Source organism: Streptomyces sp. ALI-76-A (genome assembly GCF_030287445.1).
Taxonomy (GTDB): Bacteria; Actinomycetota; Actinomycetes; order Streptomycetales; family Streptomycetaceae; genus Streptomyces.
Genome location: NZ_JASVWB010000004.1, coordinates 1337038 through 1348833 on the forward strand (window position 1 = coordinate 1337038; position 11796 = coordinate 1348833).

Annotated in this window: 9 protein-coding genes and 2 pseudogenes; 7 read left to right on the top strand and 4 right to left on the bottom strand. The window is 68.0% G+C overall.

Features of this window, described 5'->3' with window-relative positions; all coding sequences use genetic code 11:
- Positions 1 to 149: 149 nt before the first annotated feature.
- A complete protein-coding gene (locus QQS16_RS42280) occupies positions 150 to 1577 on the bottom strand; it encodes a GH92 family glycosyl hydrolase (protein WP_286067960.1) in 1428 nt (475 codons plus the stop codon).
- A gap of 779 nt (positions 1578 to 2356) precedes the next feature.
- On the opposite strand from QQS16_RS42280, the gene QQS16_RS42285 reads away from it, so the two are divergent.
- Positions 2357 to 3190: a PIG-L family deacetylase gene (locus QQS16_RS42285; protein WP_286067961.1), complete on the top strand. Its 834-nt coding sequence runs from the start codon at positions 2357 to 2359 to the stop codon at positions 3188 to 3190.
- A 198-nt stretch (positions 3191 to 3388) separates the two neighbouring features.
- Here the strand turns inward: QQS16_RS42285 and QQS16_RS42290 are convergent, their stop codons facing one another.
- On the bottom strand, positions 3389 to 3838 hold the full coding sequence (locus QQS16_RS42290; protein WP_286067963.1) for a molybdopterin cofactor-binding domain-containing protein: 450 nt from the start codon (positions 3836 to 3838) through the stop codon (positions 3389 to 3391).
- 777 nt (positions 3839 to 4615) lie between these two features.
- Between QQS16_RS42290 and QQS16_RS42300 the strand changes: the two genes are divergently transcribed.
- Both QQS16_RS42300 and QQS16_RS42305 read left to right on the top strand, forming a co-directional pair.
- Entirely contained in the window at positions 4616 to 4819 is a 204-nt protein-coding gene (locus QQS16_RS42300) for a cold-shock protein (protein WP_003973099.1), read from the top strand.
- 344 nt (positions 4820 to 5163) lie between these two features.
- Positions 5164 to 6663, top strand: a complete 1500-nt coding sequence (locus tag QQS16_RS42305; protein ID WP_286067967.1) for a DEAD/DEAH box helicase — start codon at positions 5164 to 5166, stop codon at positions 6661 to 6663.
- Positions 6664 to 7111: 448 nt separating this feature from the next.
- Here QQS16_RS42305 and QQS16_RS42310 read toward each other — a convergent pair whose 3' ends face one another.
- Entirely contained in the window at positions 7112 to 7882 is a 771-nt protein-coding gene (locus tag QQS16_RS42310) for a transposase (RefSeq protein ID WP_286067968.1), read from the bottom strand.
- 452 nt (positions 7883 to 8334) lie between these two features.
- On the opposite strand from QQS16_RS42310, the gene QQS16_RS42315 reads away from it, so the two are divergent.
- A complete protein-coding gene (locus QQS16_RS42315) occupies positions 8335 to 8982 on the top strand; it encodes a superoxide dismutase (RefSeq protein WP_286067969.1) in 648 nt (215 codons plus the stop codon).
- A 49-nt stretch (positions 8983 to 9031) separates the two neighbouring features.
- Here QQS16_RS42315 and QQS16_RS42320 read toward each other — a convergent pair.
- Positions 9032 to 9289: pseudogene (locus tag QQS16_RS42320) on the bottom strand (hypothetical protein); the annotation flags it as partial.
- A 129-nt stretch (positions 9290 to 9418) separates the two neighbouring features.
- Here QQS16_RS42320 and QQS16_RS42325 point away from each other — a divergent pair.
- From QQS16_RS42325 to QQS16_RS42335, 3 genes and pseudogenes are all read left to right on the top strand, one after another.
- Positions 9419 to 10664 (top strand): annotated as a pseudogene (locus tag QQS16_RS42325) (sensor histidine kinase); the annotation flags it as partial.
- A 440-nt stretch (positions 10665 to 11104) separates the two neighbouring features.
- Positions 11105 to 11371 carry a hypothetical protein gene (locus QQS16_RS42330; RefSeq protein ID WP_286067971.1) on the top strand — a complete coding sequence of 89 codons (267 nt, stop codon included), beginning with the start codon at positions 11105 to 11107 and terminating at the stop codon, positions 11369 to 11371.
- A 109-nt stretch (positions 11372 to 11480) separates the two neighbouring features.
- The gene (locus tag QQS16_RS42335) at positions 11481 to 11762 is read left to right on the top strand and encodes a hypothetical protein (RefSeq protein ID WP_286067972.1); all 282 of its coding nucleotides are present in this window, start codon (positions 11481 to 11483) and stop codon (positions 11760 to 11762) included.
- Positions 11763 to 11796 lie beyond the last annotated feature (34 nt).

The window sequence follows — 11796 nt, forward strand, 5'->3', positions numbered from 1 at the left end:
GGCCGACGGCGTGCCGGTCATGTCGAAGGCGAGGGTTCCGCCCTTGGCGACCGCGTCCCAGTCCAGCCAGGTGGCGCGCAGGTCCTTCCCGCCGAACTTCGCTTGCCTCACGTAGCGTTGGGCGTCGCTCGTGCCCGGCGCCTTGATGGTCAGGGTGCCGTGCCGCCCTGCGTGTTGCCGTACGCGCCGATGCGAACGACCGCCGACGGGAACTGCGGGCTGGAGACGGCGAGGAAGTCGCCGCCGTTCGTCGTCGGGTACAGGCCGAGGGAGGAGAAGACGTACCAGGCGGACATGGTGCCCAGGTCGTCATTGCCGGTCATGCCGTCGGGTCCGTCCGTGAAGAGCGTCATCGCGGCGCGGACCACGGTGGCGGTCTTGGCGGGTGCGCCGGCCCACAAGTACATGTACGGGGAGTGCAGATCGGGCTCGTTGTTCGGGTTGTAGGTCGGCTTCCCGTAGTAGTCGTACGGTGCCGAGATCCAGTCCTTGCGAGCGGTACCGGCAGGGTCCGCGAGGAGTTTGTCGTAGGCGAAGAAGGCGTCGAGCCGCTTCTCGGTCTCCCGCCTGCCGCCCATCAGGGACACCAGCCCGGCAGGGTCCTGGGGCACCAGCCATTGATACTGGTAGGCGCCGCCCTCATGGAACCGGTGACCTGCTTCGACGGGGTCGTAGGGCGTCAGCCACGTGCCGTCGGTCGTGCGCGGCCGGAACTGCTTGATGGAGGAATCCCACAGGTTCCGATACCACTGGCCGCGTGCCGCGAACATGCGGGCATCCGCGGTGCGGCCCAGTCCCTTGGCCATCAGGGCCAGCGACGCGTCCGCCGCCGCGTACTCCAGTGTGGCCGAAGCGGAGTGACGGCAGTCGTTGTCGCCGCCCTTGTCCGGACAGTCCGTGCCCGGTTCCAGCCCGCTGGGGATGTAGCCACGCTTCTGGTAGGCATCGACTCCCGCACGGCCGTTGTAGGGGGAGTCATCCGGCGGCGTGCTGAGGGCGTTCTTCCTGAGGAGCGTGTACGCCTCCTTCTCGTGACCTTCGAGCAGGCCCTTGGACCACGCCTCGACCAGGAAGGGCGTCACCGGGTCGCCAGTCATGATGTTGGTCTCGCTGTTGGCGAGCGACCAGCGTGGCAGCCAGCCGCCGTCCCGTCCGATCGCGACGACCGACAGCGCGACATCACGCGCGACCTTCGGCTGGAGCATCTGGAGCAGCTGGTTCTGCGGCCGGTGGGTGTCCCACAACGACAGGTTCTGGTAGGGCGTGAACCCCGACGCGGTGTGCGTCTTCCCGTCGAAGCCCGCGTACCGGCCGTCGACGTCGCCGGCGAGGTTCGGATGGAGTTGCGCGTGGTAGAGGGCCGTGTAGAACGCGCGTTGCCGCTCGGTCGACCCCCCTGCGATGGTGACGGCGGAGAGCTGGCGCTCCCAAGTCGCCTGGAGCGCCGCACGAGTGGCGTCGAAGTCGTACGAGTCGTCCGTCTCCGCCTTCAGGTTCTTGCGGGCGCCCTCGACGCCCGTGTAGGAGAGCCCCACTTTGACGACGACGTCACGGTCGGTGCCGGCGTCGAAGGTCACCCAGGCGCCGTTGCCGCCCTCGTCTGCGGCGCCCCGCTCACCGGGGCTGCATCGGCCAGGTGGGACGAGGAGCCGTGTAGCTGGAGGTGAGCGCCGACTCGTTCGCGACGGAGGACATCGCTGCTGGCGGATGTCCCTCTGGGGCGACCCCGACACCGGGACGTACAGCGGCACCACCCAGGTGCGGCAGGGCGCGTTCCCCACGGCTGGCGTCCCTGACGCACACGGCCGTCCCCCGGGCGCCTCAGGCCCGGGGACGGCCGTTCGCCTGTCCGAGCGGAGTTTCCGCCGCCTCCGACCCCTTCGTGCTCGCCGGGCATCGATGTCCGCGAGCGGCCTGTTCAGCGGCGTTCGGGTCGGCGGATCGTCGGCCGATACACCGTTACGGATCCCGCCCCGTTCGCCTATGGCATCACCGCACATCAGCGGAACGCAGGCGTCCGCGAGAGTCATGTCGTGGAAGAACGCTGAGGGCACCCTCTCGCACGACGTGGTACGCCAGCAGGTCAGCGCTCTACCCGCCAGATGAACCGGGACAGCGCAGCAGGTGGCGCCTGTGCCCCCTTCGCGTTGAACCGCCGACGTCCGGAAGGCCAAGTGGCCGCACCGGGAACAGGCGGACCGGCCGGCACGGTTGCACCGACCGGGGGACCGGCGCCGCACGGGCGGGGAACACGGAGACCACACGGTCGTCCGCTTCACGAGGATCCGGGCCCCCGGAGCGCGGTTGGCCCGCCTCGCGCTGGGACCAAGACGTATTTCTACTGGAGGACTGTTTCATGACTGACCGGCCCTTGACGCTCATGGCAGTGCATGCTCACCCCGACGACGAGGCCACCGGAACCGGAGGGGTCCTCGCGCGATACGCGGCGGAAGGCATCCGCACGGTCCTCGTGACATGTACCGACGGCGGTTGCGGCGACGGACCGGGGGGTGTCAAGCCGGGCGATCCCGGGCACGATCCGGCGGCGGTCGCCTTGATGCGCCGGCAGGAACTCGAGGCGAGTTGTGACGTTCTGAAGGTCAGCGATCTGGAGATGCTGGACTATGCCGACTCCGGGATGATGGGCTGGCCGAGCAACGACGCCCCCGGATCCTTCTGGCGGACCCCTGTACAGGAAGGCGCGGCCCGACTGGCGGAACTCATGCGGCACTACCGACCTGATGTGGTCGTCACCTATGACGAGAATGGCTTCTACGGTCACCCCGACCACATCCAGGCCCACCGCATCACGATGGCGGCGCTGGAGATGACCACGCTGACACCGAAGGTGTACTGGACCACGATGCCCCGCTCGATGATGCAGCGGTTCGGCGAGATCATGCGAGAGTTCCACGAGGACATGCCGGAGCCGGATCCTGCCGAGGCCGCCGCGCTGGCTGAGATCGGCCTCCCCGACGATGAGATCACGACGTGGGTGGACACCACCGCGTTCAGCGGTCAGAAGTTCGACGCGTTGGCCGCGCACGCCAGTCAGGGCGAGAACATCTTCTTCCTCAAGATGGGCAAGGAGAGGTTCGGCGAGTTGATGGGCATGGAGACCTTCGTACGCGTCCAGGATGCCGGCGGCGCGGCCCTGCCCGAGAACGATCTCTTCGCCGGGCTGCGCTGATCTGTCCGTCCGGCAGGCCGGGACAGCGCATCGACCGCACGACGCGAACCTGCGGGTAGCCCACCCGCAGGCCTGTCCACGCGCGTCCCGCTCCGGCAGCCCGTATCCAGGTCCCTGCCGACGGCGTCGACGCGTGCCCGCGTTCCGGCCCGGTGCCGTGCTCGACCCCGAACCGTCTGGCAGCCGCACAGTGAGAGCTCAGGCCCTCGGCGTGACCACCGGGCAGAGATGGACGCCGCGGGACTTGTGGAGAGCGGTCCATGCGGTGTCGGGGCGCAGGGGAAGGGCTGTGTAGCGGATGCCGGTGGCATCGCGCAGGGCGTTGGCCAGCGCGGCGGCGACAGGGTTGAAGGGGAGTTCACTCATGGGTTTCGTGACCGGAATACCGTCTGTGTGCGCGAAGTGGATCGTGGTTGCGGGCAGGTCGCCGTGGTGGGCGATGGTGTAGCTCCTCAGATCCGGCGTGGTGCTGAGCCCGTCGGGGCCGGTGAGCAGTACTTCCCCCAGTGCGGTACTGACCCCTCGGGTGACGGCGCCTTCGATCTGGCCCCGGCACTGGGCGTCGTCGAGGACGAGGCCGGCGTGGGCGGCGTGGACGCTGTCCAGGACGCGGATGATCCGCTCCGCTGTGCCCCGGGTCGATGTCATGAGGGGCGCAGGCGGCCGCGGTCTGTTCCTGGTGGCGCAGCTGACCCATCGTTGGGGCAGCCGGTCACCGTTGCTGGCAAAACCATCTGGCCCGAACAACTGTTGGAAGAAGTGCCCTGACCTATCGGCCCGGTTGTCTGATGTGATGCGTGCGGGCGCTTCACCCGACGGTCACCAGCACACGTCGCACCGTCGGCCTGCCTGGCCACTCTGTCGGAGTAGTACACGAAGACGTCCCGTCGGCGCGCGCGGGGGTACGAACGGTTCATCCAGCACTCCGAGAGCCTGATCAGCCGGGCCGCCATCCGTCTCATGAACAGCTGCCTCACCCGCACTGAGGAGGTGGGCTCGCTCATCGGAACCAGGAACGGCGGCCGCTGCGTGGTCATCCCCACAGTCTCGCAGCTGCGTTTCCTGGGCGGCAGCCGCTCTTCCCCGGCTGTCGCGCAGCGTGCCGGCTGGCAACTCCTCCTGAGACGTTGAACTCCGAGTGAATCAATATCTATTCCCGAGGGATCAGATTTTGGGGGGCTACGCAGCGGGAGTTTTTGCCGCGAAGAGCAGAGTGGAATTATCCAGCACGCACGGGCCGTTCCGGCGTGCTACTGTCGATCCAAGTTGCAGTTGTGGTTCCCAAGACTTCAAGTGCCCCCACCAGGCTTCTGCCGACCGGGAGCACTTTTGTATTTCCGGTCATTTCCGGGCGGGGTAATCATCGCGGCGACACGGCGTCCGCGCAGTGCGGACGCCGCTGCACTGCCCCAAAGGAGATATGACATGGCTGCTGGTACCGTGAAGTGGTTCAACGCGGAAAAGGGCTTCGGCTTCATCGAGCAGGACGGTGGCGGCGCCGATGTGTTCGCCCACTACTCGAACATTGCCGCGCAGGGATTCCGTGAGCTGCTCGAGGGCCAGAAGGTGAACTTCGACATCGCGCAGGGCCAGAAGGGCCCGACGGCCGAGAACATCGTTCCGGCCTGACGCTCACGCGCAATCCGTAGCTGGGGCCCGCATCCTTCGGGGTGCGGGCCCCAGCTGCGCGCGTATCCCGCAGCGGCTTTCACCCGCGGGACGACCCGGAGGAATTCGCAGTACCACCACAAGCGGGTCCTCCCTCAGGACACAGACGCACCCTGAAGCGCTGCCCCGCATCCGGCACCCGGATCGCAAGGTCCCAGCGCGTCAACCATTTCCGCACCTGTGCCCGCGGATGTTTCCACCGGTCAGATCTGCTTTCTTTTGTCACCGGTCCATACTTGTAATTCTCCATGCCATTCATCGCGGCGGGAATTCCTTGATATGTGCCCCATCGAGGAAGGTTCCGCATGAACCGCACGTACACGAACGACCGCCCCGCCCGCTCCCGTGACGGCCGTGCCGACGCCGGAAGGGGCGGCAGCGGCTACGGCACGCAGGCACCGCGTCGTACCGGCGCCGGCGCCCCCGTCCGCTCCGGCGGTTACGGCCGTCGGCCCGCCGCTGTGCAAGGTGAGTTCGCGCTGCCCAGGACGATCACCCCCGCACTGCCCGCTGTCGAGGGCTTCGCCGATCTCGACATGCCCGAGCAGCTGCTGGCCGAACTCGGCAGGCAGGGTGTGACCGTGCCGTTCCCGATCCAGGGCGCGACGCTGCCGAACTCCCTGGCGGGCCGTGACGTGCTGGGCCGCGGGCGCACCGGGTCCGGCAAGACCCTGGCCTTCGGCCTCGCCCTGCTCGCCCGCACCGCTGGACAGCGTGCCGAACCCCGCCAGCCGCTGGGGCTGATCCTCGTACCCACGCGTGAGCTGGCACAGCAGGTGACCGACGCGCTGACCCCGTACGCCCGCTCCGTGCGGCTGCGGCTGGCGACCGTGGTGGGCGGCATGTCGATCGGCCGGCAGGCCAGTGCGCTGCGCGGAGGGGCCGAGGTCGTCGTCGCGACGCCGGGGCGGCTCAAGGACCTCATCGACCGCGGCGAGTGCCGGCTGAACCACGTGGGCATCACCGTGCTGGACGAGGCCGACCAGATGGCCGACATGGGCTTCATGCCCCAGGTCACCGCGCTGCTCGACCAGGTGCGCCCGGAGGGGCAGCGGATGCTGTTCTCCGCCACCCTGGACCGCAACGTCGACCTGTTGGTACGCCGCTACCTGACCGACCCCGTCGTGCACTCCGTCGACCCGTCGGCCGGTGCGGTCACGACGATGGAGCACCACGTCCTGCACGTCCACGGCGCCGACAAGCACGCCGCCACGACCGAGATCGCCGCCCGCGACGGCCGCGTGATCATGTTCCTGGACACCAAGCACGCCGTCGACAGGCTGACCCAGGACCTGCTCAACAGTGGCGTGCGGGCCGCCGCGTTGCACGGCGGCAAGTCGCAGCCGCAGCGCACCCGCACGCTGGCGCAGTTCAAGACGGGGCACGTCACCGTGCTGGTGGCGACCAACGTCGCGGCGCGCGGCATCCACGTCGACAACCTCGACCTGGTCGTCAACGTCGATCCGCCGACCGACCACAAGGACTACCTCCACCGCGGCGGCCGTACCGCCCGCGCCGGCGAGTCCGGCAGCGTCGTCACCCTGGTCACGCCGAACCAGCGCCGAGGCATGGTCCGTCTGATGTCGGACGCCGGAATCCGGCCGCAGACCACTCAGATCCGCTCGGGCGACGAGGCCCTCAACCGGATCACCGGAGCCCAGGCCCCGTCCGGCATCCCGGTCGTCATCACCGCACCGGTGGTCGAACGCCCCAAGCGCAGCACCACCTCCCGAGGCCGACGCCGCCCCGCCTCGGCGACCAGGCACATCCCTGTACGCCAGTCCGGCTTCGGCGCGGTGGCCTAAACCTTCGTGGTCAGGAAGCCGGCCACCTCTGCAGCAGGCACATTTTGACGCTGGTTCAGACGCAGCCCCGCCCGGCCGACACCGATCCCGCACACAGGACGGCGGTGGAGGCCATGGACGCGGCCGGACCGCAGGTCTGTGAGTGGGCGTTTGACGTCGATTCACATCTACCTTTTCGGCGGGAGTTGCCGCATTCGTCGCCAGCGCGCACGGCCTGAAATGCCGGGAAGCTCCCCACCGGTGGGGAGCTTCCCGGCATTTCTAAACCAGACGGAATTCGAGCCGCATGTGCGAACTGGACGGACGCTCCGACCACTGCCTCGGAGTGCGCGAATGAGATCCTACGGAGCGAACTATCTCGAAAGCCGCCGACATCAAAGGCGGCATACACCTGCCGAATCTCCCTAAACGCCCTCTCAGAGGACGTTCCGGTTGAAGACGAGATAGTTCACGGGTTGTGCCAGGTTATGGGTGTTTCGCCGGTTGCTCGTCTCGCGAGGTTGGAGATCATCGCGAGGCGGATCATGCTTTCGGAGTGGGCGGGTTTGGTCTCGTAGTCCCGGGCGAGGCGGCGGTGCATCATGATCCAACCGAAACTTCGCTCTACCACCCAGCGTCGCGGTACCACTGAGAAGCCCTTGATCTGGGTGTTTCGCGGGACGACGTCGACGTCGATGCCGAGGGTGGCACCGTGTTCGATGGCCTGGGTCTTGTGGCCGGTGTCGACCCACGCCTTGGTGATCGTGGGGTGGTCGGCGGCGATCCGACTGAGCAGCTGCTTGCCAGCCTCGTTGTCGGAGACGCTGGCCGCGGTCACCATGACCAGTAGTCCCTGGCTGGTCAGGGGTACTTTGGTGGAGGCCTTTACGCTCTGGATGTCGATCACGGAGGCGGTCGGTTCGGGCTTGCGGCCGTCCTTGACGCGGGCCAGGCCGGTCAGGTCGTAGTTGAGCTGGGCGAGGATTCCCTCGTCGCGCCAGGCGGCGTAGTAGAAGTAGACGGTGCCGTGGCCCGGGAAGTCGTGCGGGAGGTACTTCCAGGGGATTCCGGTGCGGTTGATGTAGAGGAGTGCGTCGAATACGTCGCGCAGTTCGACTTTGGCCGGCTGTCCAGTCGGCCGGCGTTCGAGGCGGGCCTTTCTCCAGGCCGTCAATGTCGGCTCAATCAGGGCCCATCGGGCGTCGGACAGGTCGCTGGGGTACGGCTTGCGCTCGCTCACGGCGCAGCGTGATCATGAGTACGGCGGAGGCGCAGGTTCCGCTGGACTCGGGCGATTCTGTGGTGTTTTCAAACCAGACGGGTTTTCGGGTATGAAGCCACATGAGACGGACAGTCGAGTGCTCGGCCCCGCAGAGTACGAATAGCTCCTACCTGACGAAGACGCCCAAAGCAGGACATGGGCAAAACTCGCATACCGAAAAAACAGTATGTGAACGCCCGCTCAGCCGCACGTGGGCCTCCGACCATGGTGTCGCTGCGTCCTGCGCCGACTGCTGGACAGCCCTCACGGCTTCGCCCCTTTCCCATGACCGTTGTCCACACGGCGAGGCCTTGGTTCCAACTGCCCCGACACGGCCCCGAGTCCTAGGTCCAATGCTTGATCCGAAGTCCCACTGTTGCTGCTAGCGTGCATCTGCACATCATTCGCAACTATGTCGGAGGACGTTGGACATGCCGGTGTACACGCTCCCGGAACTTCCGTACGACTACTCGGCGCTCGCTCCGGTCATCAGCCCCGAGATCATCGAGCTGCACCACGACAAGCACCACGCCGCCTACGTCAAGGGCGCCAACGACACGATGGAGCAGCTGGCGGAGGCACGGGACAAGGAGACCTGGGGCTCCATCAACGGCCTGGAGAAGAACCTGGCCTTCCACCTGTCCGGCCACATCCTGCACAGCATCTACTGGCAGAACATGACCGGCCCGAGGGACGGCGGCGGCGAGCCCCTAGCCGCCGACGGCGTGGGCGACCTCGCCGACGCGATCGCCGAGTCCTTCGGCTCCTTCGCCGGCTTCAAGGCCCAGCTCACCAAAGCTGCCGCCACCACCCAGGGCTCCGGCTGGGGCGTCCTTGCCTACGAGCCCGTCAGCGGCCGGCTGATCGTCGAGCAGGTCTACGACCACCAGGGCAACGTCGGCCAGGGCTCTACTCCGATCCTCGTCTTCGACGCCTGGGAGCACGCCTTCTACCTGCAGTACAAGAACCAGAAGGTCGACTTCATCGACGCGATGTGGGCCGTCGTCAACTGGCAGGACGTGGCCCGGCGCTACACCGCCGCCAAGGAGCGCGGCGACAGCCTGCTGCTCGCCCCGTGACGCCGTAGCAGCGCCACAGACGTCCTGCTCGTGATCGTCTTCTCACCCTTCACGTAGCAGGCGGTACAACGGACGGCTCCCGCAGGCCGGATGCCTGCGGGAGCTTTCCTATGCCCGACAGGGCCCGGCTGGTGACCTCGTCCCAGTGCAGGACGCGGTCACACCAGCGGCCCAGGAGTGTCTGGTCGTGGCCGACAGCGAGGAACCCGGCGCCGGTGGCCATGCGGTAGTTCTCGACGGCCGCCACCAGTGCGGCCGTGGTGGAGGCGTCCAGCATCGCGGTCATCTCGTCACAGATCAGCCTGCGACGGTCAGGGAGGCGTTGCGGACGACGGGGTTCTTCTTGTCGTATCCGGCGGTGATGTGGACGACCAGCCACATCGCCTGCCACCACCCGCACGTCACGTGTCGGAGGACCTCCGTGCTTGAACTGCACGCATCTGTGGTCGACCTGGCCGCACGACGCACTCAGCAGGCGACCCGGCTGCGTGGCGAGGTGGAGATACTGTCTTTCCTGGGTCGGCAACGTTCTGCGCGGCGAGACCAGCCTCGAGGCACTTCTCCAACGAGTCCGCGAGACCTTCGGCATGGAATCGGCCGCACTGCTCGAACGCGAGAGCGACGTTGCCCCGTGGACCTGCGCAGGCAGCGTCGGTCCGCGCCCGTGTACCGCCCCTGAGGAGGCGGACGTCGACGTTCCCGTGGGCGGCAACATGTCCCTCGCCCTGTCCGGCCGTGTCCTGCCCGCCGAGGACCGCCGGGTCCTGGCCGCCTTCGCCGCCCAGGCCGCAGTGGTCCTGGACCGCCAACGCCTCCAACAGCAGGCCCACCGGGCCAAGGAGCTGGCCGAGGGCAACCGCATCCGCACCGCCCTTCTGGCCGCCGTCAGCCACGACCTGCGTCCCCCGCTGGCTGGCATCAAGGCGGCGGTCTCCTCGCTGCGTTCGGACGACGTCGAGTGGTCACAGGAGGACCAGGCGGAGCTGCTGGAGGCTATCGAAGAGGGCGCCGACCGCCTCGATCACCTGGTGGGCGACCTGCTGGACATGTCGCGCCTGCAGACCGGCATGGTCTCTCCGATCGTCCGCGAGACCGACCTCGACGAAGTGATCCCGCTGGCGCTGGTCGGCGTCGCCGAGGACAGCGTGGACCTGGACGTCCCCGAAACGCTGCCCATGGTCGCCGTAGACAAAGGCTTGCTGGAACGGTCGGTGGCCAACGTGGTGGAAAACGCCGTCAAGTACAGCCCGCCGGGCGAGAGGGTTCTGGTGTCAGCGAGCGCCATAGCCGACCGGGTCGAGGTCCGGGTCATGGACCGCGGCCCCGGTGTCCCCGACGAGGCCAAGGACCGTATCTTCGAACCCTCTCAACGTTACGGCGACGTCCCGCGAGGCAACGGCGTCGGCCTCGGCCTCGCGGTCGCCCGCGGCTTTGCCGGGACGTTCCGGGCGTCGGTGATCCCCAGGCTCGAAACGCTCCCGGGACTGGCCAGGGCGTCCCTGCTCATCGACCGGGACCGGGGACGCGGGCTGGCCGGCGCCGTGTTCACCGACCGCGAGTCCCTTGACGCGTCCCGCGCCGGCCAGGCGGCGGCCCGCGCAGAGGGGGCCGCCAAGGCGCATGTCACCGTGACCGGGCTGGAGGAGTTCGAGGTCGTCCTCGCCGATGTGCGCGGTGACTGAGGCGACGGGGTTCCGAGCCGGGACGGCTGCTTCGGACGAACGAGGCAATGTGCGCGGTGCACGCGTCCCGGCCCGCTGACCCGGAGGACGGACGAGTACGACCAGGACCAGGGCGACGTCGCCGGGCCTGCGTGAACGCCGCTGACGACCGCGCAGCCCGGGGAAGCGACCGCCGGCCTGCGCGAGGGCGAGGCTGTTCGGTGCGCACCGAGGCGGCGATCACCCGGTGCGTCTGCTCGGTGGTAGCCATCCGGTACCGCGTCAGCACGCCCAGCGCCAGCCGGTCTCCGCTGCCCGCGTCCACGCCGATCATCACGGATCTGCTCGCCGCTCGGTGCGACGGGCTGTCCAGCACCGCATGTACCGGTCACGGCAGCAGCGGCCCGGACCAGAGCCCCGACGGAGAAGGCACGACCACGGTCACAAGCGACCACGCCTCCGTGGACCAGATCGTAATCCCCTCCGACAACCGGCCGCACTCACTCCCGCACTCTCCCGCGAATCCGCAGGTCACCACGCTGGTCCGGCCGTGGTCGGGAGGCCCCGCCCGCCACTGTCACCACGTTCGCACCGACCAGGTCCCCGACCCATGCAGCGCCCTGGTCCTCGCCTGCATCCTGCAACTGACCGGCACCGACGAGGGCGCACGCTTCTGGTGGGCCTCTACCTGCGCAACCAAGCGCTGGGGGAACGGACTGGCCGAGTAGTGGCACCGGCCCTCGGACGGCGCAGCAGCCATCCCCACTGCTCGCGGTCGCCCGCACTCGGATCTAGCGTCGTTCACATCTGTCTCCGCACGTGAAACGAGGAACCGAGATGGCGATTCTGGTGCTCAACCAGGCCGCGGGCTGGAATCAGGAGCTCTACCAGGCGACCTTCGACCGGGCGATCCCGGACCGTACGAATCCGCCCGCCGGGCTCATCGCCCACTTCGGGGCGCCCGGCGAGACGGGCGGCTGGCAGGTCATTGACGTGTGGGAGTCGGAGGACGCGTTCCGGCGCTTCTTGGAAGAGCAGGTCAAGCCAGCCGCGCAGGAACTTGGGGCACCGCCGTTCGAGTCGAAGGTGGTCGAGGTCTACAACGCTCTGATCCCGTAAGAGGTCGTCCCGGGTGAGGTTGCCGGGACCGACT